Origin of the sequence: Streptomyces sp. NPDC101490 (assembly GCF_044767145.1) — a bacterium.
Lineage (GTDB): Bacteria > Actinomycetota > Actinomycetes > Streptomycetales > Streptomycetaceae > Streptomyces.
Map to the genome: position 1 here is coordinate 449,402 of NZ_JBIWNI010000004.1, position 21,756 is coordinate 471,157.

At 72.8% G+C, this 21,756-nt stretch carries 19 protein-coding genes and 1 pseudogene; 12 read left to right on the forward strand and 8 right to left on the reverse strand.

What is annotated here, in order from left to right; all coding sequences use genetic code 11:
- Positions 1 to 9 precede the first annotated feature (9 nt).
- Positions 10 to 1,095: a cell division protein ZapE gene (gene zapE / locus ACIRQY_RS12945; protein ID WP_351781570.1), complete on the reverse strand. Its 1,086-nt coding sequence runs from the start codon at positions 1,093 to 1,095 to the stop codon at positions 10 to 12.
- 36 nt (positions 1,096 to 1,131) lie between these two features.
- On the opposite strand from zapE, the gene ACIRQY_RS12950 reads away from it, so the two are divergent.
- From ACIRQY_RS12950 to msrB, 4 genes are all read left to right on the forward strand, one after another.
- Positions 1,132 to 1,914: a pyrimidine reductase family protein gene (locus ACIRQY_RS12950; protein WP_366441348.1), complete on the forward strand. Its 783-nt coding sequence runs from the start codon at positions 1,132 to 1,134 to the stop codon at positions 1,912 to 1,914.
- 106 nt (positions 1,915 to 2,020) lie between these two features.
- Positions 2,021 to 2,491: an indole-3-glycerol phosphate synthase gene (locus ACIRQY_RS12955; protein ID WP_351781574.1), complete on the forward strand. Its 471-nt coding sequence runs from the start codon at positions 2,021 to 2,023 to the stop codon at positions 2,489 to 2,491.
- A gap of 303 nt (positions 2,492 to 2,794) precedes the next feature.
- Complete coding sequence (gene murC / locus ACIRQY_RS12960; RefSeq protein ID WP_403924629.1) at positions 2,795 to 4,186, forward strand: UDP-N-acetylmuramate--L-alanine ligase; 1,392 nt, start codon at positions 2,795 to 2,797, stop codon at positions 4,184 to 4,186.
- 22 nt (positions 4,187 to 4,208) lie between these two features.
- Entirely contained in the window at positions 4,209 to 4,616 is a 408-nt protein-coding gene (gene msrB / locus ACIRQY_RS12965) for a peptide-methionine (R)-S-oxide reductase MsrB (RefSeq protein WP_403924632.1), read from the forward strand.
- Between the two features lie 98 nt (positions 4,617 to 4,714).
- Here msrB and ACIRQY_RS12970 read toward each other — a convergent pair whose 3' ends face one another.
- Entirely contained in the window at positions 4,715 to 5,104 is a 390-nt protein-coding gene (locus tag ACIRQY_RS12970; RefSeq protein WP_403924635.1) for a VOC family protein, read from the reverse strand.
- A gap of 266 nt (positions 5,105 to 5,370) precedes the next feature.
- Between ACIRQY_RS12970 and ACIRQY_RS12975 the strand changes: the two are divergent.
- The 7 genes and pseudogenes from ACIRQY_RS12975 to ACIRQY_RS13005 form a co-directional block, all read left to right on the forward strand.
- A pseudogene (locus ACIRQY_RS12975) lies at positions 5,371 to 7,101 on the forward strand (YwqJ-related putative deaminase); the annotation flags it as partial.
- A 71-nt stretch (positions 7,102 to 7,172) separates the two neighbouring features.
- On the forward strand, positions 7,173 to 7,646 hold the full coding sequence (locus ACIRQY_RS12980; protein WP_403924638.1) for an SUKH-3 domain-containing protein: 474 nt from the start codon (positions 7,173 to 7,175) through the stop codon (positions 7,644 to 7,646).
- The gene (locus ACIRQY_RS12985; protein WP_351781582.1) at positions 7,639 to 8,034 is read left to right on the forward strand and encodes a YwqJ-related putative deaminase; all 396 of its coding nucleotides are present in this window, start codon (positions 7,639 to 7,641) and stop codon (positions 8,032 to 8,034) included. Before ACIRQY_RS12980 ends, ACIRQY_RS12985 begins: the two co-directional genes overlap by 8 nt.
- Positions 8,035 to 8,036: 2 nt before the next feature.
- Positions 8,037 to 8,945, forward strand: coding sequence for an SUKH-3 domain-containing protein (locus ACIRQY_RS12990; protein ID WP_403924641.1), 909 nt, complete (start codon positions 8,037 to 8,039; stop codon positions 8,943 to 8,945).
- Between the two features lie 154 nt (positions 8,946 to 9,099).
- The gene (locus tag ACIRQY_RS12995) at positions 9,100 to 10,287 is read left to right on the forward strand and encodes a 4-hydroxybenzoate 3-monooxygenase (protein WP_351781631.1); all 1,188 of its coding nucleotides are present in this window, start codon (positions 9,100 to 9,102) and stop codon (positions 10,285 to 10,287) included.
- Positions 10,288 to 10,810: 523 nt separating this feature from the next.
- On the forward strand, positions 10,811 to 12,535 hold the full coding sequence (locus ACIRQY_RS13000; protein ID WP_403924644.1) for a methyltransferase: 1,725 nt from the start codon (positions 10,811 to 10,813) through the stop codon (positions 12,533 to 12,535).
- Positions 12,536 to 12,559: 24 nt separating this feature from the next.
- A complete protein-coding gene (locus tag ACIRQY_RS13005; RefSeq protein ID WP_351781588.1) occupies positions 12,560 to 13,054 on the forward strand; it encodes a diadenosine tetraphosphate hydrolase in 495 nt (164 codons plus the stop codon).
- A gap of 64 nt (positions 13,055 to 13,118) precedes the next feature.
- Here the strand turns inward: ACIRQY_RS13005 and ACIRQY_RS13010 are convergent, their stop codons facing one another.
- Complete coding sequence (locus ACIRQY_RS13010; RefSeq protein WP_403924647.1) at positions 13,119 to 13,760, reverse strand: class I SAM-dependent methyltransferase; 642 nt, start codon at positions 13,758 to 13,760, stop codon at positions 13,119 to 13,121.
- 270 nt (positions 13,761 to 14,030) lie between these two features.
- Here ACIRQY_RS13010 and ACIRQY_RS13015 point away from each other — a divergent pair, with 270 nt between their 5' ends.
- Positions 14,031 to 16,667 (forward strand): DUF6185 family protein, encoded by a 2,637-nt coding sequence (locus ACIRQY_RS13015; RefSeq protein WP_403924650.1) that lies wholly within the window; start codon positions 14,031 to 14,033, stop codon positions 16,665 to 16,667.
- A gap of 174 nt (positions 16,668 to 16,841) precedes the next feature.
- Here the strand turns inward: ACIRQY_RS13015 and ACIRQY_RS13020 are convergent, their stop codons facing one another.
- From ACIRQY_RS13020 to ACIRQY_RS13040, 5 genes are all read right to left on the reverse strand, one after another.
- Positions 16,842 to 18,011 (reverse strand): Ig-like domain-containing protein, encoded by a 1,170-nt coding sequence (locus ACIRQY_RS13020; protein ID WP_403924652.1) that lies wholly within the window; start codon positions 18,009 to 18,011, stop codon positions 16,842 to 16,844.
- A 405-nt stretch (positions 18,012 to 18,416) separates the two neighbouring features.
- Positions 18,417 to 19,214, reverse strand: coding sequence for a L,D-transpeptidase family protein (locus tag ACIRQY_RS13025; protein WP_403924655.1), 798 nt, complete (start codon positions 19,212 to 19,214; stop codon positions 18,417 to 18,419).
- Complete coding sequence (locus tag ACIRQY_RS13030; protein ID WP_403924656.1) at positions 19,211 to 20,047, reverse strand: hypothetical protein; 837 nt, start codon at positions 20,045 to 20,047, stop codon at positions 19,211 to 19,213. Before ACIRQY_RS13030 ends, ACIRQY_RS13025 begins: the two co-directional genes overlap by 4 nt.
- Positions 20,028 to 20,585 (reverse strand): SigE family RNA polymerase sigma factor, encoded by a 558-nt coding sequence (locus ACIRQY_RS13035; protein ID WP_403924658.1) that lies wholly within the window; start codon positions 20,583 to 20,585, stop codon positions 20,028 to 20,030. Before ACIRQY_RS13035 ends, ACIRQY_RS13030 begins: the two co-directional genes overlap by 20 nt.
- A gap of 235 nt (positions 20,586 to 20,820) precedes the next feature.
- Positions 20,821 to 21,621, reverse strand: coding sequence for a HEAT repeat domain-containing protein (locus tag ACIRQY_RS13040; protein ID WP_403924661.1), 801 nt, complete (start codon positions 21,619 to 21,621; stop codon positions 20,821 to 20,823).
- Positions 21,622 to 21,756: the final 135 nt, after the last annotated feature.

Below are 21,756 nucleotides of genomic sequence, written 5' to 3' on the forward strand. Positions count from 1 at the left end.
GCCTCCAACCTACTGCGGTACGAGTCCCTTGGCGTCGCGGGCGAGCGCGGTGAGCCGGGAGATGGCCCGGAAGTACTTCTTGCGGTAGCCGCCGTTCAGCATCTCCTCGCTGAACAGGCGGTCGAAGGGGAGTCCGGAGGCGAGCACGGGTATCTCCCGGTCGTACAGCCGGTCCGCGAGGACGACGAGCCGCAGGGCCGTCGACTGGTCGGGCACCGGCGCGACATCGGTGAGGCAGACGGCCGTGAGGTCGTCGGTGAGCGCGCCGTACCGGCTCGGGTGAACCCTGGCCAGGTGTTCGAGCAGATGCGGGAAGTCGTCGAGGGAGGCGTCCGGGGTCGCGTACGCCGTCTCCGTGACGACCTGGTCGGTGTACGGGGCAGGGGCCTCGGGCAGCCCCCGGTGGCGGTAGTCCTCGCCGTCGATCCGCAGCGGCCGGAAGTGGGCGGACAGGCCCTGGATCTCCCGGAGGAAGTCGGCGGAGGCGAAGCGGCCCTCACCGAGCTTGCCGGGCAGCGTGTTGGAGGTGGCGGCCAGCGCCACGCCCGCCTCGACGAGCCTGCCGAGCAGACTGGAGACGAGGACGGTGTCGCCCGGGTCGTCCAGCTCGAACTCGTCGATGCAGAGGAGCCGGTGCCCGCTGAGGGTCCGCACCGTCTCCTGGAAGCCGAGCGCGCCGACCAGATTGGTCAGCTCCACGAAGGTGCCGAACGCCTTCAGCGCGGGCTCCGCCGGGGTCGCGTGCCAGAGCGAGGCGAGCAGATGGGTCTTGCCGACGCCGTACCCGCCGTCCAGGTACACCCCGCGCGGGCCCGTCGGGGCGGCCGGCTTCCGGGCGAACCAGCGGCGCCTGCCCGCACCGGAGGCGTGCGCCCCGCCCAGCCCCCCGGCGAAGGCGGCCAGCACCTCCACGGCCTCGGACTGGCTGGGCTGGTTCGGGTCCGGCAGGTACGTGTCGAAGCGCACCGAGTCGAAGCGGGGCGGTGGCACCATCTCCGCGACCAGACGGTCGGCGGGGACACGGGGCTCGCGCGAGCAGAGCGAGAGCGGGGCCGCCGCGGGAGAGGCGGCTTCGGTGAGGGCACGGGTCGACACAGTTCCCCACTGTAAGCGCCATGTCAGACTGCCAGGATGCGCCAACTGCTCCCTGTGACGGACATGACAGCCCCCGTGACCTCGGCGGGGGGCGGGGAATGGTCCCTCGACGAACTCGCCGACGCCTACGCCTATCCGGAACTCCCGTCCGGCGGAAAGTCCTGGCTGCGGGCGAACATGGTCTCCTCCCTCGACGGCGCCGGTCAGCACGACGGGCGCTCCCAGCCGCTCTCCTCGGAGACGGACATGCGGATCTTCGGCACCCTGCGCGGGCTCGCGGACGTGGTCGTCGTCGGTGCGGAAACGGTACGCCTGGAGGGGTACCGGCCCGCACGCGCGCGCGAGGCCTTCGCCGCCCGCCGCGCCGCCGCCGGGCAGGGCCCGGCCCCCGCCATCGCCGTCGTCAGCGCCTCCCTGACCCTGGACTTCACCCTGCCCCTCTTCACCTCTCCGCTGGTGCCGACCCTGCTGCTCACCGGGGCCACCGCGCCCCCGGAGCGGGTGCGGGCCGCGCGGGACGCGGGCGTCGAGGTGGTGGTGGCGGGGGACGGCGCCGGGGTGGACCCGGCGCGGGTGGTGGCGGCGCTCGCCGCGCGCGGGCTGCGGCGGCAGCTGACCGAGGGCGGCCCCCGGCTGCTGGGCCAGTTCGTCGCGGCGGACGTCCTGGACGAGCTGTGTCTGACGCTCTCGCCGACGATGACGGCGGGCGGGGCCCAGCGGATCGCCGGAGGCCCGTCCGTGACGGTCCCGACACGCTTCCAGGTGGCTTCCGTGCTGGAGCGGGACGGCTTCCTCTTCACCCGCTACCTTCGGATCTGACAATCGGCGGAATTTGTCGTTCCGCTTACCGTCCGCTGGGCACACTTACTGTCGCAGACCCCGTGCGGGCACGGGGAAGGATGGTTTCCGCAGAAGGGCTCCTGAGGTGTTCACAAGCGTTCTGATGATCGAGAAGCCCCTCACGTCCGTCGACGTGGAATTCGTCACCACCCTGCACGGCGACGAGGGCGTGTCCTTCATCGTTCTCATGCAGCCGCGTGGTGACCAGGCCGATGTACTGCTGCGTGCCATCGACGACGTCGCCATGGGCGAGCTGAAGGAGGCGGCCCGCGAGGGCGACGAACCGGAGGGCAAGGCGGCCCGGCTCCCCGCCGAGCAGGCCCTGGAGCACTCGCTCCGGGCCCTGCGGGACGCGGGCTGCGAGGCGGTGGGGCAGGTGGTCGAGGACCATCCGCTCGACAGGATGAGGGCGGTGGTCGACGAGTCGGAGGCGGATGAGGTGATCGTGCTGACCGCCCCGCACTACGTGGAGGAGTTCTTCCACCGGGACTGGGCCTCACGCGCCCGCCACAAGGTGGGGGTGCCGGTGCTGAAGCTCTTCGCGCACAGCGACTGACCTCGACGCAGACCCGTACGTGCCCGTACGTCCGTGCGAGCGGACGCCTGTACGGAGGGACTCGTGGCCGCGCCCCGTGCAGGGGGCGCGGCCACGCGCCGCGCCGCCCCGGGGCCGGTCCCGCTTCCGGTGTCACCCGCACCCCGGGGGCGCCCTCCCCGCCGGTGTCACCGCCCCGGTCCGGCGGACGGGATCGTCACTGCCCGTCACCGCCCGCCCCGCCGTGGTGTCCGCCGGAGGCAGTGCGTCGCAGCCACTACGCTGGGGGTTTCCACGCACGTCGCACCCCGGGGAGAGATCCGCATGGCACCCGCCATTCCGACCGCCATGGAACGGCCGCACTTCATCGGCATCGGCGGTGCCGGGATGTCGGGCATCGCGAAGATCCTCGCCCAGCGCGGCGCGAAGGTCGCGGGCAGTGACGCCAGGGAGTCGGCGACCGCCGAGTCCCTGCGCGCCCTGGGCGCCACCGTGCACATCGGGCACGACGCCGAGCACCTCGCCGACGACGCCTCCGCCGTCGTCGTCTCCAGCGCCATCCGCGCCGACAACCCGGAGCTGGTCCGCGCCGCCGAACTCGGCATCCCCGTGGTGCACCGCTCCGACGCGCTCGCCTCCCTGATGGACGGCCTGCGCGCGATCGCCGTCGCCGGTACGCACGGCAAGACGACGACCACTTCCATGCTGGCCGTCGCCCTCACCGAGCTGGGCCTCGACCCCTCGTATGCCATCGGCGGCGACCTCGCGGGCCCCGGCACCAACGCGCTGCACGGCGAGGGCGAGGTCTTCGTCGCGGAGGCGGACGAGAGCGACCGCAGCTTCCAGAAGTACGACCCCGAGGTGGCGATCGTCCTCAACGTGGAGCTGGACCACCACGCGAACTACGCCTCCATGGACGAGATCTACGAGTCCTTCGAGGCGTTCACGGCCAAGATCCGCCCCGGCGGCACCCTGGTCGTCGGCGAGCACGCGGGCTCCCGCGAGCTGGCCCGCCGGGTCGCGGACCGCGAGGGCCTGGAGGTCGTCACCGTCGGTGAGGGCGAGGACTCCGACGCCCGCATCCTGAAGATCGTCCCGAACGGGATGAAGAGCGAGGTGACGGTCGCCCTCGACGGAACCGAACACACGTTCACCGTCTCCGTCCCCGGCCGCCACTACGCGCACAACGCCGCCGCCGCCCTCGCCGCCGGTGCCCGCGTCGGCATCGACCCCGCCGAACTGGCCGAGGCGCTGACCGCCTACACGGGCGTCGGCCGCCGCCTCCAGCTCAAGGGCGAGGCCGGGGGCGTGCAGGTCATCGACTCGTACGCGCACCACCCCACCGAGATGACCGCCGACCTGGAGGCCATGCGGGGCGCCGCCGGGGCCTCCCGGCTCCTCGTCGTCTTCCAGCCGCACCTGTTCTCCCGCACCCAGGAACTGGGCAAGGAGATGGGGGACGCGCTGGCCCTGGCCGACGGGTCCGTTGTCCTCGACATCTACCCGGCGCGCGAGGACCCGATCCCCGGCGTCACCAGCGAGCTGATCGTCGACGCGGCCCGTGCGGCCGGGGCCGAGGTGACGCCGGTCCACGACAAGGCGACGGTCCCGGACGTGGTCGCGGGAATGGCGGGCCCCGGTGATCTCGTTCTGACCATGGGGGCGGGGGACGTCACGGACCTCGGTCCGCTGATCCTCGCCCGCCTGTCGAGCTGATCAGCCGCTGAGGAGCGAAGCCATGGCGTACGAGGTCGAGAAGTCGGACGAGGAGTGGCGGGCGGAGCTGAGCCCGTCGGAGTACCAGGTGCTCCGGCAGGCCGGCACCGAGCCCGCGTTCCGTGGCGAGTACACGGATACGAGGACCAAGGGCGTCTACTCCTGCCGGGCGTGCGGGGCTGAGCTCTTCACGTCCGGCGAGAAGTTCGAGTCGCACTGCGGCTGGCCGTCGTTCTTCGACCCGAAGGACACCGAGGCGGTCGAGCTGATCTCCGACACCTCCCACGGCATGGTCCGCACCGAGGTCCGCTGCGCCCGCTGCGGCTCGCACCTGGGCCATGTCTTCGAGGGTGAGGGGTACCCGACCCCGACGGACCAGCGGTACTGCATCAACTCGATCTCGCTGCGGCTGGAGCCGCAGGAGGGCTGACGCGGGCCCCGGGCCGGTCGGCCCGGGAGGGCGGCGAGGAGAACCACGGGCGGGGAGACGCGGGCGATGGCGCCCGGGTCTCCCCGCCCGTCCGCGTGCTACGAGGGCCTGCCCCCGTACGGCACGGTGATCAGTTCCATGAAGTGTCCGACCGGGTCCATGAAGTACACGCCCCGGCCGCCGTCGTGGTGGTTGATCGTGTTCGGCTGCCGCCGGTACGGATCGGCGTAGTGCTCGATACCGCGCCGCTCGATCCGCGCGTAGGCCGCCTCGAACTCCTCCTCGGAGACGAGGAAGGCGTAGTGCTGCGGGGTGATCCGGTCCTCGGGGACCGCGGCGAAGTCCAGGGTGACCCCGTTGCTCAGCTCGACCGCGACGAACGGGCCCCCTTCGCCGCTGATCTCAAGTCCCAGCAGCTCCGCGAAGAACCGCGCGGACTCCCGGTTGTCCCGGGCGTGGACGATGGTGTGGTTCAGCTCGACCGGCAAGGAATGCCTCCGAAGGCATCTCCCGACACCTCCATGCCTCACCGGAGCGGTGACCGGCACGCGATGCCGCCGTCCAGCGTAGTCGCGCCCCGGCCCCGCGGCCAGATGATCCGCGACGGTTCCGTCACCGCTTCCCGTTCGTGAAAGGCGCCACGCGGGCGCACGGGCGGCCGGACACCCGACGAGGACGTACGGACTCCCCGTCAGGAACACCCTGTGGTACGAATGTTCGGTATTGCGAACAGTCTGTGACGGGGGGAACGGACATGGCTGTCACGGTTCCGGGCTGGGCGGACACCCTGCTCGACCTGATCGGTGTGGCGTGGCCGAATGTGGACGAGGACGCGTACCGCGAGATGGCGGACGCGCTGCGGGAGTTCGCGGAGGACCTGGAAGACGACGGTCAGCTCGCGAACAACCACTTCGAGCGGCTGCTGTCCTCGGGCAGCGGCGAGTCGATGGACGCGCTGAACGAGCACTGGGCGAAGGTCAGGGGCAAACACATCAGGGACATCGCCGGGGCGGCCCGGACGGTGGCGGGCGGGCTGGACCTGGCGGCCGGGGCGGTCGAGGGGATGAAGCTCGCGGCCCTGGTGCAGCTGGGCTACCTCGCGGCGGAGGCGGGGATCGCGATCTCGCTGATCCCGGTGACCTTCGGCCTTTCGTCGTTGATCGGCGCGGGGGCGATGCGGGCCACCCAGGAGGTGGTCAAGCGGCTGATCAAGGAGTGCCTGGAGGAGGCCGTCGGGTACGTCGTGGCGGCGATGACCGAGCCGGCGGTGGCGGCGCTGGAGGGCATGGCGGCGGACCTGGTCGTGCAGCTGGGCGCGGTGGCGATCGGTCTGCAGGACGGGGTGGACCTGGACCGGACGAAGGACGCGGGGACGCAGGGCTTCCAGGACGGGGTGCAGTCGGGCAAGGACGCGCTCAGCCTGGCCTCCGCGGGCGGCCCCGGCGGCGGAGGGGGGAAGGGCAGCGGTCTGAAGGACCTGCACATCGAGCATGCCGAGCACTCCCACGCCTCGACCCAGCTCAACGGCGTCAGCGTGAACATCCACGGGAAGACCACGGGGAAGCTGGCGAAGGCGAGGACCGCGCACGGCAGGACACGGGGCCGGGACTCGATCGCCGACGCGATCGACCCGGTGGCCGACAAGGCGCTGGCGGCGCTGACGAAGGCCGCGAAGAACATGGGCGACCACGTGGGGAAGACCCTGCCCAAAGTCGTCCAGCAGATCTCCGTCGACCACAAGAACACCGACGACGGCCTCCGCGACCGCTACGCCCGCGAGCGCAAGGGCCACGGCGGCGACGCAGACGGCGGCGGTGGCGGCAACGGGAATCCCCCCGGAGGCAACGGCGGCAACGGCGGCAGCGGAGGCAACGGCGACGGCCACCCCGGTGGCAGGCGCATCACCCCGGCTCCGCCCTGGCACGGCAGTTCGGCGGGCTCCATGCGCCACCACCGTACGGACCCCCTCGACGTCCGCCACCTGACCCCGGAGCAGCAGCGCGCGGCCCTCGTCCAGGAGGCCCGCGACCTCGCCGACCGGGCCCGGAAGGCGGACCCCGACAACCTGGAGGACCCCAAGCACAAGATCGACCTGGCGAAGACCCACTTCCCGCCCGGCACCAACCTCCTGGACGGATCGTGCTCCGGGAGCCTGCTGCACGACGGGGTGGTCACCAGTCACAGCAGCGCCACCAAGGGGGCCGGGCAGAAGCTCCCCGACCTGCACCCCGCCGCGCAGTCGATCTACGACGAGGTCGAGCGGCAGATCAAGGAGGATGGCGGGTTCCCCGGGGCCGGGCACGGCAAGTGCGCGGAGGCGAACCTGCTCTCGGACCGGCTCCGGCAGCTGGATCCGAACGGCACCGGGATCACCTCTGCGGACGGCGTCCGTGACGCCATGAAAGGGGCACAGGTCTACAGCGTGCAGATCGGAAACCAGGTCAAACCCCACCCGCTGGGCCACGGCGAGTACAAGCCACCCTGCCGATCGTGCAGCATTGCCATGGAGATGGCCGGAATCACCGCCTACGCAGGATGAGGAACGACGGAGCACACATGCCGCGCTTGAACACGCCAGAGGACGTCGACGCCTGGTTCCGGGAGTACGGGTGGTTCCCGGGACGCGATGTGGCCGAGACCGTACCGGCGATGATCGCCGGAATCACCGAGCAGTACCGTGCAGAAGGCTTCCCGGTGGAGCCCTTCGAGGCGGCGACCGCCTTCCTCACGGAGCACGGCGGACTGCGCCTCACCCTCGACGCCGCCCGTGAGGACTACCTCTACCTCACCCCGTACCTGGGCTTCAGGTCCGCCCCCGCCGAGGTCGCCGAGCTGAGCCGTGACCTCGGCGTACGGCTCTTCCCGGTCGGGCTGGACGGCTCGGAGGGCTCGCCCGTCCTCATCGACGAACGGGGCCGGTTCTTCTACGTCCACGACACGGGCAACTACTACATGGGCGCCGACAAGCACGAGGCCGTGATCGCCCTCGCGCACGCCCCCATGCAGGACGCGGAGGACCTCCATGTCTGATCCGACCCCCGGCACGGCGGCCTCGCTGCTCATCCACGGCACGATCACCAGCCACACCGACCTCACCGGTGACGGCGATCCGGAGCTGCACCCCGCCGTGCGGGACTTCTTCGACGGGCTGCCGCCCGCCCTGCGCGAGCCGTTCCTCGGCCACTGCGCGGAGTCCACGCTGGTCTCCGACGAACTGTCCGGCTTCGACCGGAAGCGAGGCGACGGCAGGAGCGCCACCCTCGACGAGGCCGTACCGCACTTCGCGGGTGCCGCCCTCGTGGCCCGGAAGATCCGTCCGCACGGCGACCCGGAGCACGGCACGGAGGCGGAGGTGTGCCGCTCCTGCACGGCGCTCCTGGAGCGGCTCGGCATCGCGGTCCTCCACGACCAGGGGTGAGCGTGACGCTGACCGAGGCGGGCTGGTACCCGGGCCGTGACGCGGGACAGGCGGCGATGCTGGCGGTCCTCGTCGTGGCGAGCGTCGGCGCGGAGCTGTTCCCCGCCGCCGAGCGGGCCGTCCGCGCGTTCCACGGGCTGAGCGTCCCTCCCACCGCGGCCGGGGTCCGGGAGGTCGCCGCCGTGGGCAGTGTCGTCGACCCCCGGCAGGCCCGTTTCGACGTCCCGGCCCTGAACCGGCTCGGCCGCTCCCTCGGCGTCCGGCTCTTCCCCCTCGGCCGTACGGACACGGACGCGCCGCTCGCGGTCGACGAGGAGGGGCGGCTCCTGATGCTCGGTCCTGGCGGACCCTGGCTCGTGGGCGGGACGGTCCACGAGGGGCTGTCGGCCCTCGCGGGGGGTGTCGCCCCCGTGCGGCTCCGCCCGTTCTTCCGGAGCTTCCCGTTGCCCGTGCCGCCCGGCGGCCCGGGCGGGGACCTCGGCGCGGCCGTGCGGGCGGCACTCGTCGCCGTCTACGTCCTGCACAGCACGGGAATCCGCAGCGCCCGCGGGCTCCGTCTGCGGATGACGACCCTGCGCGGGGTCGGCGTGGAGGTCATGGACGAGGTGTTCCCGCTGGGCCCGGGATCGCTGGAGAGCGCGGCCGGGCGCCTTGAGGAGTCCATGAACGACCGGATCGGTTCGCTGGGCGTGCGGGCCGGAGGCTGTGAGCTGACGCTGGGCGTACCGGCCCCTCCCGGTACGGAGGGACCCCTGGCCACGGTGGAGTGCGCGGTCACGGTGGGCGGCCGTGCGGAACAACCGGTCCTCACCCTCACCGCGGGTCTCTCCGCCTCCCTGGGCCCGTCGGCGGCCGCCGTGACCGCCTGCGCGCGGGCCCTGGCCGACTGGTCGGCGACGACGGCTCCCTGAGCCGGCACCGGGGGCGCGAACCTGCCGTTCCCGGTGGCAGAATCCTTTTCTCTTCTTGTACGGCATTCGGGTGATATTCAGCATCCGCCGCGTTTGGTCCCCCCTAAGATCCACTCTTGTGACAGAAAGCCAAAACGCTTCTCCTGTAAGGGACATGGCGGGCTCCGCCGATGTCGTCATCCTCGGCGCCGGGCCCGCGGGACTGGTGCTCGCCAACCTCCTCCTCCGCGACGGGATCGACTGCGTCGTCCTGGAGCGGGCGAGCCACGCGCACATACGGCAGCGGGCGCGGGCCGGATTCCTCACTCCGGGCACCGTACGGACCCTGGCCCGGCACGGTCTCGACGAGGGACTGCGCGAGCGCGGACAGGAGCACGGTGTCTGCGAGTTCCGCACCGAGGACGGACGTTTCCGCCTCGACTACGGCCGCCTCGGCAAGGGCGAGCCGCACACCGTCTACCCGCAGCACGACCTGGTCACCGACCTCGCCGCGCTCTTCCTCGGGGCGGGCGGACGCATCCTCTTCGACACCGAGGTCCTTGATGTGACCGGCGCCGACGGGCCGCGCCCCTCGGTGGCCGTACGGGAGCCGGACGGGCGGACCGCGCGGTGGCGCGCGCGGTACGTCGCCGCCTGCGACGGACGGCACGGCGCGGGACGGCGCGCGCTGCCGCCTGGCGCGGTCCGGCGCCACCACCGGGACCACGGGGTCTCATGGCTCGGACTCCTGGCCGAGGCGCCGCCGAGCCTCGACGCCGTCGGGTACGCCACCCACCCCCGGGGGTTCGCCGGACACATGGCCCGCTCGCCCGAGGTCACCCGCTACTACCTCCAGTGCCCGCGCGGCACCGAGCCCGGCGACTGGTCCGGGGAACGCGTCTGGGAGGAGCTGGAACTGAGGCTGCGGGCAGCGGAGTTCGGACCGCTGATACGGGGCCGCATCCTGCAGAGCACGGTCGTCGACTTCGAGTCGGACGTCCTCGAACCCCTGCGCCACGGCTCGCTGTTCCTCGTCGGCGACGCCGCGAGCCTGATCAGCCCGTCCGCCGCCAAGGGGGCCAACCTCGCGGTCCTCGAAGCCGAGATCCTCGCCCGCGCCCTCGCCGACGACCTCCACCACGGAGACGCCGAGGGGCTCGACCGGTACTCGGCGCGCTGCCTCGAACACATCTGGCGCGCGCAGGAGTTCTCCCACTGGATGATCCAGCTCCTCCACCGCACACCCGGCCCCGACGGCAGCGCCTCGCCGTTCCAGGAGGGGCTCCGCCGCGCCCGTATGGCGGAGCTGCGGAACTCCCCCACCCAGCAGAACTGGTTCGCCGAGCATTACGTGGGCGTCTGACCGCTCTGGCTGCCTCGACCGCTCCGGCCGCCCCAACTGATCCGGCTGCTCTGGGTGTTCTCACCGGCATGGCGGCTCCCGGCACCTCGTCCGCCACGACGGCTGAGTGACCTGGTCCCTTCCCTGGGCCCTTCCCGGACTCCCCCCGGCCCTCCCCAGCCCTCCCCGGACTCCCCCCGGCCCTTCGCGGACCGGATCCACCCCGACCCGGGTGCGTTGCGCCGCGCCCCGATCCGGTGCGGCCCGGCCCTTCGTGCTCCGCTCCTCCGTGCCTCGACCACATGCGCCCCGGCTCCTCCTGCCGTAGGCCTTCGCGTCCCCGGGCCCTTCCGCCCGGTCCCCGCAAGCCCCTGCCAGGTGCCCCGCGTCCGTCCCCGGTCCGCCCCGGCGGAGTCTCCACTCGCCCGCCCTCCATCAACTCACCTTCCCCCAGGCGTGCTTCGCGCGCCCGTCCTCTGCTCGGCGAGCCCGGCCGTCCGGCCGTGGCTCCCTCTTCCCGACCCTCCCCGAAGGAAGTCTCCTCATGACGATCACCAGCGGCCCAGCTCCCGCCGTCGTTCTCCCGGGTCCCTCCGTTCCCGACGACACCGCCCGGCTGTCGGCCGCCGCCGCGTTCGTGCGAGAGCAGGAGACCGCCGACCTGCTGGCGCGCGTCCTGCCGGGGCTCGAAGGACCCGAGCTGCGGGCGACGGCCGGAAGGTGCCGGTTCGCCCACGCCGCTTTGCTCGTTTTCCCGGCCGACGAACCCTCCCTGCGAGCCGAGTTGGCCGCTGCCGGGCTCACCCCGGACGGTGAGGCGCGGCCCAGTGTGGTGGTACGGGACCGGCTGTCCGTCCGGTACGGCCTCGGGGCCGGGGAGCTGGACGTACGGATCCTCCGGCCGCCGGTCCACGGGCCCGGCGGTGAGGGGCGCGCGGTGGAGGTGTTCGCGCTGACCGTCCCGGAGGGTTCGGGGCTGGCGGCCGTCGCCGCCGAGGAACGGACGGCGGACCACGAGGCGCACCTCGCCTTCGACGTGGAACGCCCGGACCCCCTGGTGCTGCGCGGGCTGCGCGCGGGCTTCCTGCGGCACGGGGCCACGCCGGACGGCGGCGGCTACAACCCGCACGAGGACGGCACCGTCTTCTACTTCGCCGCGCCCGGTGAGACGAAGTCGCCGTACCGGAGGGTGGAGTTGTACGCCCGGGGCGACCACCGTGACGTCCTGGCCGAGCACTTCGCGGGGAGCCCGGAGGCGCACCCGGCGGAATCGCTCCTCCGGCTGCTGACCGGCGCCTGGACGACACAGGCGCTGGCGGCGTGCGCGGAACTGCGGCTGCCGGAGGCGATGAGCCCGACCGTCGCGGCGGGGGCCGGGGAGCTGGCGCGGGCGGTGGGCGCGCGGCCGGAGAACCTGGCGACGCTGCTGCGGTACCTCGCGATGGTGGGCGTGGTCGCCGAAGAGCCCGGCGCGCGGGGCCGGTTCCGGCTGACCGGGGCGGGCCTGCTGCTCCGCGAGGACACCGAGGGCTCGATGCGGAGCCTGGCGCTGATGTACGGCGGGCCGTTCTACGACTCCTTCGCACGGCTCGCGCACACCGTGCGCACGGGAGAACCGGGCTTCGAGGACCTCTACGGCGAGAACCACTTCGACCACTTCGCGCGCCACCCCGAACTCGCCGCCCTGTTCGACCGGTCCATGGCGGCGAGCGCCCGGATGTTCGCACCGCTGCCGGGGCACCCGGTCGTCACGGCCGCCGCGGCGGCCCCCGGAGGGCGTACCGTCGTGGACGTCGCGGGCGGCACGGGGGAACTGCTCGGGCGGCTGCTCGCCGCGCACCCGTCCCTGCGCGGGGTCCTCCTGGAGCGCCCGCAGGTCGTCGAAGCGGCGCGCGCCCGGCTCGGCGCGGTCGCGGAGCGGTGCGACGTCAGGACCGGCGACTTCGCGGACGTACCGCCGGGCGGGGACGTGTACGTGCTCTCCCGCGTCCTGCACGACTGGGACGACGAGCGGTGCCGGACGATCCTGCGGCACTGCGCGGACGCGATGCAGCCGGGGGCCGAACTCCTCATCGTGGAAAGGTTGTTGCCGGTGGACTCCGCGCCGTCCCTGGCGACCGCGTGGGACCTCCACATGATGTGCAACACGGGCGGCAGGGAGCGTACGGCCGCCGAGTACGCCCTGCTGCTCGCGGACGCGGGCCTCGACCTCGTCGGCCACGACCCGCTGCCCCTGGAGGCCCATGTGCTGCACGCCCGACGGCGGTGATCACGGGGGGCGTAGATTGGGATCATGGACGACGACTGGCGGCGGGACCGGATCGGGACCGCGCTGCGCGGGGAGAACCCGACGGTGCTGCGCAGGACGGACGCGGGATTCGCGGTGATCGGGGACGTGCAGTTCCTGCCGGGGTACGCGGTGCTGCTGGTGGACGAGCCGGGGGTGGAGCGGCTGTCGGAGCTGCCGAGGGCCCGGCGGGCCGCCTTCCTCGCCGACATGGAGCGGCTGGGTGAGGCGGTCGAGCGGGCGTGCCGCCGGGCCGATCCGGGGTTCCTGCGGGTGAACCTGGAGATCCTCGGGAACACCGACCCCTTCCTCCACGCCCATGTCTGGCCCCGCTACGCGTGGGAGCCCGCCGACCTGGTCCGCAAACCGGTGTGGCTGTACCCGCCGGACCACTGGAGCAGCCCCGAACACGCCCTGGGCGCCCGCCACGAGGAGCTGCGCCGGGCCATCGGAGAGGAACTGGACGCCCTCACCCGCGAGGGCGCCTCCTCTCCCGGGTGACGGCCGGCCGTCCGCCGTGCGCGTGCCGCGGCGCGGTCCGGAGTACGGCGGTCCCCGGCCCGCGTCAGGTGCTGACGGCCTCCCTGCGGGCCAGCACGTGGGCGTCGAGGTAGCCGCGTTCCGAAGCCGGGTCGTGGAGCAGCCGGGCGAAGGGGGTGAGTCCCGCCTCGGTGAGCAGGGCGGCGAACGGGTCCACCGGCCAGCTGTAGGCGGGGGCCACCTTGTGGTCGAAGCGGACGGGTCCGGGACCCCCGGTCCCGAAGAAGGAGACGAGCAGCAGGCCCCCGGGCGCGAGGGCCCGGGCGAGCCCGGCGAGCAGCGCGGGCAGTTCGGCGGGCGGCGTGTGGATGGTCGAGTAGTGCGCGAGGACCCCGCCGAGCTCCCCGTCCCCGACCGGCAGTTCCTCCATCCGCGCCTCGTCGAACCGCAGCTCCGGGTGGGCCCGCCGGGCATGACCGACCATGCCGGGGGAGAGATCGACCCCGAAGGCGTCGAGGCCCAGGTCGTGCAGCAGGGCCGTGAGGTGGCCGGGCCCGCATCCCACGTCGGCGGTCCGGGTGTTGCCGGTCTCGCGCACCAGCTCGGCGAACGTACCGATCATGGCCCGTGCGAACGGCCGGTCCTCCAGCCGGTCGGCGAACAGCGACGCGTACAGTTCGACGACCCCGTCGTAGGCCGCCCTGGTCTCGTTCTGGTGTTCCTCCACGGACCGATGCTAGGCCGTGTCCGTGAAGTCGCCGGACCGCCACCGCGTTCGGAGCGCGCGATCATGGACTGACGCGTATGAGCCACGGGTTGATCGCTCCGATGCCGGGCATCGGGCGGGACGTCCGGGCCCGTGCGGGCCCGTGCGGGACCGGCTCCAGGGCGTGACCGCACCAGCGACACCCCTGCCGGGCGGGTGGGCCGGAGGGGTGTCCTCCGGCCCACCCCTGAGCCATCATGGCGTTCGCGGATTCCAGGGGGGAGAAGCTCTGTGCCGAGCGGTCATGGTCGTGTCGTACGGGCCGTGGCGGGGGCGGGGAGGACGACGGTCGCCCTGGGCCTGTTCCTCATGATGCTGTCGGCCGCCGCGCCACCCGCCGCATCCGCCCCGGTGGACGAGTGCCGGTCCACGGAGCTGGCCACGGCGGGTGTCAGCACCGGCGTACTGCTGGAGCACGGGAACCGCACGTCCACGAAGGTACGGTCCGAGCTGCGCGTCGAGGTGCCCGCCGACTGGCCCTTCATCAGGCACCTGTTGCTGAGCGAGGAAAGTCCTGAGTACATCCGGGCGATGTCCTGCCTCACCCGTCCGTACCCGGGTCAGCACCGGCGCTGGTCCGAGTGGCGCGACGGCCCGCCCCTGGTGACGGCCGAGAAGGACGGCGGGGTGACGGTCGTCGACCGGGCGCACACCTGGGTCAACCTGGACGACACGGTCTACGCCGGCCTCTGGAGCGTGAGCGCGGACGGGGACCGGTGGACGGTCCGGCTTCTCTCGCCCCGCGCTCTCGCCGGTGCCCGCTGGACCGAGATCGAGGTGGACCCCGGCAGCCCCGGCGCCGAGACGGCGACGCCGTTGCCCGATGGGGGCGAGGGCGCCACGGCGCTGTTGTGGCATCCGGCGTCTTCGGACACGGTGCCGACGGCCGAGAAGGAGAAAGGGAAGCGGGCGTCCGCCGGGAAGCCGCTCACGGCCGAGCCGGTCCCCGCGGTGACCGTTCGGCTCAAGCCCTCCTGGCAACGCTCCTGGAACGCCCAGAGCAATCGGCCGGGCGCCGTGCTCCTGGACCGCAGCGGCTACATGATCTCCGGTGCCGTGACCACCGTGCTCCTCCTCTGCGGGGCGGTCCTCCACCGCAGGCGCTCCACCCCTCCCACCGGGCGGCGGGGCCGCACGCTGCGGAACCTCGTGCACTGGGCCGTGGCGTCCATGCTCCTCACCCTCCTGATGGACGGCAGAGTGGCGCTCCAGCAGTACGGAGAACAGGGGGACGGGGCCTTCTGGCGACCCGGACTCATCCTCCGCGACCACGGCTTCGCCCTCGCGTTCGTGGCCGTGCTGCTCTCCGTGGCGCGCCCGACCGGCCGTATCCGGGCAGCGCTCGTCGCCCTGACCGTGCCGCCCCTGCTGGTGGCGGTGCTGTCCGGCACCTCCACCCTGCGCCGCGGTGAATCCGGCCTCGCCCTGGCGGCCACGGCGACCGCGTCCTTCTGCCTCTTCGCCCTGTGCTCGCTCGCGCTGGCGGCCGCGGTCTGGCGCCTGGCGGCGGACGGGGGGCTGCTGCCCGGAAGCCGCCGCTTCCCGGGGAACGACCGGGTCCTGAGACTCCGGATCGCCGGACCGGCCGTCCTGGCCTGGACGATCCTCGTGTCGGCCTTCCTCGTTCTCACCGAGGAGCGCGCCTGGCAACGGGCTTCCTGGCTGAGCGACCGCACCGTCCCCTCCTACGGCCTCGACCACTGGAACGACTTCGTGGGGGAGTCCCTGTCCTCCGTGCTCGGGGCCCAGGACTGGCTCTCCTCGTACCTGTGGCTGCTGACGGCGGTCGCGGTGCTCGCCGTCCTGCGGGCCTGGCGATCGGCGACCGCCGTGTCCCCACTCGGAGAACCGGCCGACCGGCTGCTCTTCCTCACCTTCTTCGGGGTGGTGTCCGTGCTGCCCGGCGGATTCGTCGCGGGCTTCAGCACCGTCTCCGTACTGTGGCAACTGCTGGGAATGCTGGCCCTGTACGGCTTCGTGGCCCCGTTTACCGGACGCTCAGCTCTCTCCCAGCCCCTCGAACGTTCGGGGCGCCCCCTGGCGACGGTGGCGGACCCGGCCGGCCGGGCCACGCTCCTCGACAAGTCCCGGTCCTACCGTGAGATCCACGCGGAACTGCGCCGCCTCGATCAGGGCCTGTTCGGCGACGAACCTCCGAAACGCAGCGATCTCGAACAGCGCCTCGACGGCCTGCACGACTGGCCCGCGAGCCCCTCCTCGCCAGGAACCGCAGACCGGCTCCCACCGAAGATCTCCGTGGTGGACGCGGCGCTGGCGCTGGGGCCGAGGGACACGTGGTGGGCCAACGGCACCCGCTGCGCGCGCCTGTCCCTCATCCCCGCGGTGCCCGCGTCCTTCCTCATGATCTGGGTCTGGAACATCCGGGGCGAGGGCTGGACGGAGGTCCTCTCCGACCAGTTCGGTGTCCCCGGCCTCCTGCTGTCACTCGCCACCTGGACGGCGACCTGGGCCGGAGCCGCCTTCGTGCTCGGTGCCCTGTGGCGTCAGCTCCCCGGGCAGCGAGGGGCGGCGAAGGCCCTGCCGGTGACGCTCGCCTTCGCGCTGCCGGTCGCCGCCGACGCACTGGTCCTGCGGTTCACGAAGGAGAGCACAGCGGGTCTGGCGTTCGCGGTGTCGACGATGCTCTTCGTCCTGACGGTCACCGCCATCGCGATGGACTTCGACACCTTCCGCACCGAGCGACGGTACTGGCAGAGCCGCATGGGTCTCCTCCTGTCGGTCTATCAGATGCGCTACTACTCCTTGCAGTTCGCCTATCTCATCGCCCAGATCGTCGCCATGATCAGCATCTGGCAGTTCCTCGCCGATTCCGACGCCGCTCCACGGCCCTCCGAGCCGAAGGGCTGACCTGACCTGTCGTTCCGGAGGGAGGTCCGAAGGCGGCGAAAAGGGCCTGCGCTCCGGCCAGTTCGAGCCATCGTGTGACCGGCTGTGGGCTTCGCCTTCCCGGCCCCGTTCCTGGGCCGATCGTCCGCGTCCCGGGACTCTGCGGCTCCGGGACGCGGACGGTCGGCCCGTGACTCAGCTCAGTGCGCTGAGCTTCCGCCACTCCTGCCACGGCAGGTTCCAGTTGCTGTACCCGTTGCCCTGCGGGGGCAGGCCCTTGGTGTCCTTGCCGGTGACCGTGAACGGGTCGCCGACCTGGATGTCCCGGTAGAGGGAGGCCGCGTTCGCGGTGCTCATGCCGATGCAGCCGGAGCTCTTGTTGGCCTTGCCGAAGTAGGCGGAGTTCCACGGGGCGGCGTGGGCGTACGCCCCGGACCACGTCAGGTGCATCGAGTAGGCGACGTCCTTGTCGTACGCGTCGCCCAGGTTCACGCTCTGCGAGGTCATCCTGACCGTGCCCGCCTTGCGCATCAGGACCTGGGTGCCGCTCCAGGACGCCTTGTCGCCGTGGTCGGGGTCGCCGCCGGACACCGGGATCTTGCGCACGGTCTTCCCGCCGCGCCGGAAGTCGAGCTGCTTGCTGTCGAGGTCGACCTCGACCACCTGGGCGGCGCCGATGGTGAAGGAGAGGTCGTAGTCCCTGGTGAACATGCCTCCGGTCGCCCCGGAGTCGACGCCGTCGAGGAGTCCTTCCAGCCGGACCTTCGTCCCCGCCTTCCAGTACTCCCTGGGCCGCCAGTCGACACGCTCGCGTCCGTCGTGGTGCTTGATCCAGCCCCAGGACCCCTCGGTGCCGTTGTCGGTGGTCACCTTGAGCGCCTTCTCCACGGCCGCCTTGTTCGTGACGGGGTCGTCGAAGATCACGGAGACGGGGTGGGCGATGCCCACGGTCCGCTCCGTGGGCCACAGTTCCAGCTTGTTGACCTTGTCGGCCTTCGCGGTGGAGAACGAGGTCTCCCGGGTGCCAGGGGTGCCGCCGTCGCCCTTGGTCCCCGCGCTCACCCGGTACGTCTCCCCGGGCGCGGCCGGGCGTTCCGAGGTCCACACGGTGTCCTTCGCGGACAGGGTGCCCTTGAGTTTCCGGCCTTCGCCGTCGGTGACCGTGACCGAGGTCAGGGTGCCGCCGCGCGCGGTGACCTTCACCGGCGCCCCGGCGCGTGTCCCGGTGCCGCTCGGTGTCACCGCGACGGTCGCGGCGGGCCCCCCGGCCTTCGTGGGCGCCGCCGCCTTGCCGTCCACCGTGGGCGTCGGGTCGCCGGAGGCGCACGCGGTCAGGGTGAGCGGGGCGAGTACGGCGGCCACCACCGCGAGGCGCGTGGCAGGACGGCGTACGAAAGAGCGTTTCGCGTGACTTATGGGATGGGGGGAGGGCAGGGGCATCGAGAGCTCCAGCGGGTGTCGGCGGGCGGGATGGGTGAGGCGTCCGTCGTGGACGAGTCCGGGCCGGGCCCGGAGGGGGTGGAACGGTTCAGTGGGCCGGGAACGCTCCGGGCCGGACGGCTCGGGGAGCCGGGGAAGCGGGGCAGGACGACGGTCCGGTGGGCCGGGATCGAGCGGTGCCGGGCGGAGTGGCGGGCTCCGGTGGCGCGGGACCGCTAGACGGGCCGGTGGCGCGGGACCGCTCGGCGGTCCGGGAACGCGCGGGACCCCGCTCGGCGGTCCGGGAACGCGGGGGACCCCGCTCGGCGGTCCGGGAACGCGGGGGGTGGCTCAGCGGGCCAGCGACGCGCGGGGGCCCATCACGACCATGGGCTTCGCCCCGGGCTTGAGGGCGCGCAGCAGTTGCTTCATCTGCTCGCGCGGGATGCCCACGCACCCTTCGGTGCCGCCGTAGTGGCTGACGTGGAGCCAGATGCCACCCCCGCGTTCCACCCCCATCGGGCGGCCGGAGTGGTACGGCGGTTTGCCGGGGTAGCGGTTGTAGTCGATGGCCACGACGTAGTCCAGGGCCCCCGCCTTGGACTTCTTCTCGGGGTTGAGACCGGAGGCGGTGTAGACGGGGCCCCGGTTGAGGTCGTACGGCAGGTCGGTGCCGGGGTTCGGCAGCTTGCCGCCCGCGTCGGTGAGGGTGAAGGTGCCGATCGGGGTCCGCAGATCGCCCAGCATGTGCCGCTCGGACCAGCCCTTGTGGCCGTTGCGGGCGGGCCAGGCCGCGGCGGCGGGGACCCAGCCACGGGTGGTGTGGCGCTCGTAGAGGCGGACCGTGGAGTGGTCGGAGTCCTCGCCCTCGCCGGTGACGACGACGACCTGCCGGGTGTCGGCTCCGACCGTGGCCCGGGTGAGGGGCCCGAGACCGGGCAGTTCGGCGGGCGCGGTGGGGGAGGCGGAGGGAGAGGAGGGGGTGGCGGAGGCGGGGGCCGCCCGGCCGGCCGTCTGACCGGCGGGTGCGCGGCCGTCCGTGGAACGGTCCGGCTTCTCCGCCGTACAGGCCGTCAGGAGCAGCCCCGAGGCGAGGGCCACGGCGACGCCGGGCCGTATGAGCCGGGTGCGGGTCGTCGACTGGTTCATCGCTCGGTTCCGTTCTTCTTCTGCTCCGGCGGGGGCGGCAACTTCATCGGTGGGGGAGTCGGCTGACGGAACGTCGCTTCCTCGACCATCGTCAGGGCCTCCTTCAAGGTCTGTTCGGGTACGTCGTCACCGGCGCACAGGTCGACGGTGATCAGCGTGCGGGCTTCGGGGGCGCCGGGGAGTACTCCGGAGTAGGAGGTCGCCCGGGGCTGTCCCGAGCAGCCGTGGCCGCCGTCCGTGCTGGGCGCGAGCTTCCGGCCGTCGCGCCGCTCGGCGGCCGAGTAGTCGGTGCCGCGGTACCGGACGAACTGGACGATCAAGCCGTCCGGCGACAGCTGCTCGACCGGGACGCACGGGGTTGACTTCTCGCACGGCCGCGGCGGCGTTCTGAGCGGGGCCGTCGAGACGTAGCCCTCCGGGCGCATGGCCTGCTCCGGGATACTGGGCAGCAGCAGGGTGTGCCAGCCCTGGGGGACCTTGAGGACCAGACCGGCCAGCTGCTCGGCGTACAGCGTCGTGGTGACCGTGTCCTTCGGCCGGGTAGGGGTGGCGGGCGTGGCGGTGACGGCGGGCCCTGCCTCGATGTGCTCGGTCAGTACGGCACGGGGGAGCAGCGTCGCCGTCAGGGCCAGCACCGCCCCGCCGAGGACCGCGCCGCCCGCCGCCCGCCGCCTGCGGCGCCGGATCCGGTCCCGTACCTGCCCCAGCCGGTCCGCCGGGGTGGGCAGATACGGGGTGGCGCGGTCCAGGAGGACGCGCAGCTCCCGCTCGGTGGGGTCGGTGTCCGGCCCGTCCGGCGGGGTGTCGCGGTCGTCAGAGTGCCAGGAGCGCATGGCGTTCACCCGTTCCCTCGGCGGTAGGAGGGGGCAGCAGCCCCCGCAGGGTGCGCAGGGCTTTGGACGACTGGCTCTTGACCGTCCCCTGGGTGCAGCCCAGCGCCGCCGCCGTCTCCTCGACGCTCAGGTCCTCGAAGTACCGCAGCACGACCACCGCGCGCTGCCGCGCGGGCAGCGCCCGTATCGCGGTGGCCAGCACCATCTCCAGCTCGACGGAGGCGAAGGGGTCGGGGTCGTGCGCGTCCGCCGACCGCGTCCGGAGCGTCTCCGGGGGGAAGTCGCCGTGCGGCACCTCTCCCCGCCACCGTCTGCGCCACCACGAGTTGTGCGTGTTGACCAGTGCCGCGCGGATGTACGCCTCGGGGTGGTCGCGGCCGATCCGCTCCCACTTGGGCCACACCTTCGCCAGTACGGTCTGGAGCAGGTCCTCCGCCAGATGCGCGTCCCCGGTCAACAGCCAGGCGACCCGCAGCAGGCGCGGCCCCCGGGAGGCCACGAACGCCTCGAAGTCGCCGTCGTTGCTCATGGGGCCCATCCCGCTGTCCTCGTCTCACTCGTTCCACACGAGGGGAACGGGGTGGGCGGCGGATCAGGTTGCCCCCGTACGGAAATATTTCCGTACGAGTGTCCTACGGGTGTTCAGGGGGTCGCTCCTACGGCCCTGATGGGGGAGGAGGCCCCGGGGCGGCCGGTCCCGCTGACGAACGTCCGGCCTCGGCGAGGTCCTCCGACGACAAGCCCTGCGGACCCGTGCGGGTCACCGGCCGCCGCTACGGCTCGCGGACGTTCTCCACGGCCTGGCGCACGGCCGGGTCGGGGTCGGCGGCGAGGGCGTCGAGGAGTTCGGTGACCCCGGGGGTGGTCCAGTGGGAGACCGCCCACACCAGGTACTCCCGCACTTCCGGGTCGGGATGGGCGGCGAGCCGGGCGAGGCGGGGCAGCGGGCCGCGCCGCCGCATCGCGAACCAGTCCAGCGCCTCCCGCAGCACGACCGGGTCCCCGGGGTCGCCCGCCGCCTCGATCCTGGCGAGCAGCGTGGAGGACCGCGGCGGGGGTCCGTCCGCCGGATGCGTCAGGCGTTCGCGCAGGCGCCGTGCCCCGTACGCGCCCCGCACCTGGCACCCCTGGCAGACGCAGGGCCGGGTGCCGTGCGAGTCCGGCCGGTAGCGCCAGCCCGCCACCTGGGGCGCGGCGCGGATGCGGTGGATCTCGCGGGAGAGGATCGCCCGGGGGACGAACACCTCCCAGCCGCGCGGGTCGTCCAGTGCGCCGATCCGCCGTACCGCCTCGGCGGCGGGGACGGTGGCCTGGGCGTCCCGCCACCGGTCCGAGTAGTGCCCCACCAGGACGGGCTGTTCGTCGTCGAGCCGGACGTGGACGGCCACGAGGCCGCCCCGCCTGCCGAACCGGGCCAGTTCGCGCAGCCACTGGTGGGTGAGGGTGTGCGACGGCAGCACGGGGAAGCAGTACGCGCCGCGCGCCCCGCCCTGCCCGTGACTCACCGCCCGCACGCCGGACCTGCGGATGCGCGGGACGTCCGCCGCCGACGTGAGGTGTACGAGCATGGCCATGACCAAGGATGCTAGTAGTGCTTTGTTACCGGGTCTTGTTGTGTCGGGTTTTCGGTAGTTCGCTGGCTGTATGAGGGCTGGGGAGCTTGTGGCGGTGCGGGGTCGGTTGGAGGAGTTCGCCGCGGAGGTGTTCGC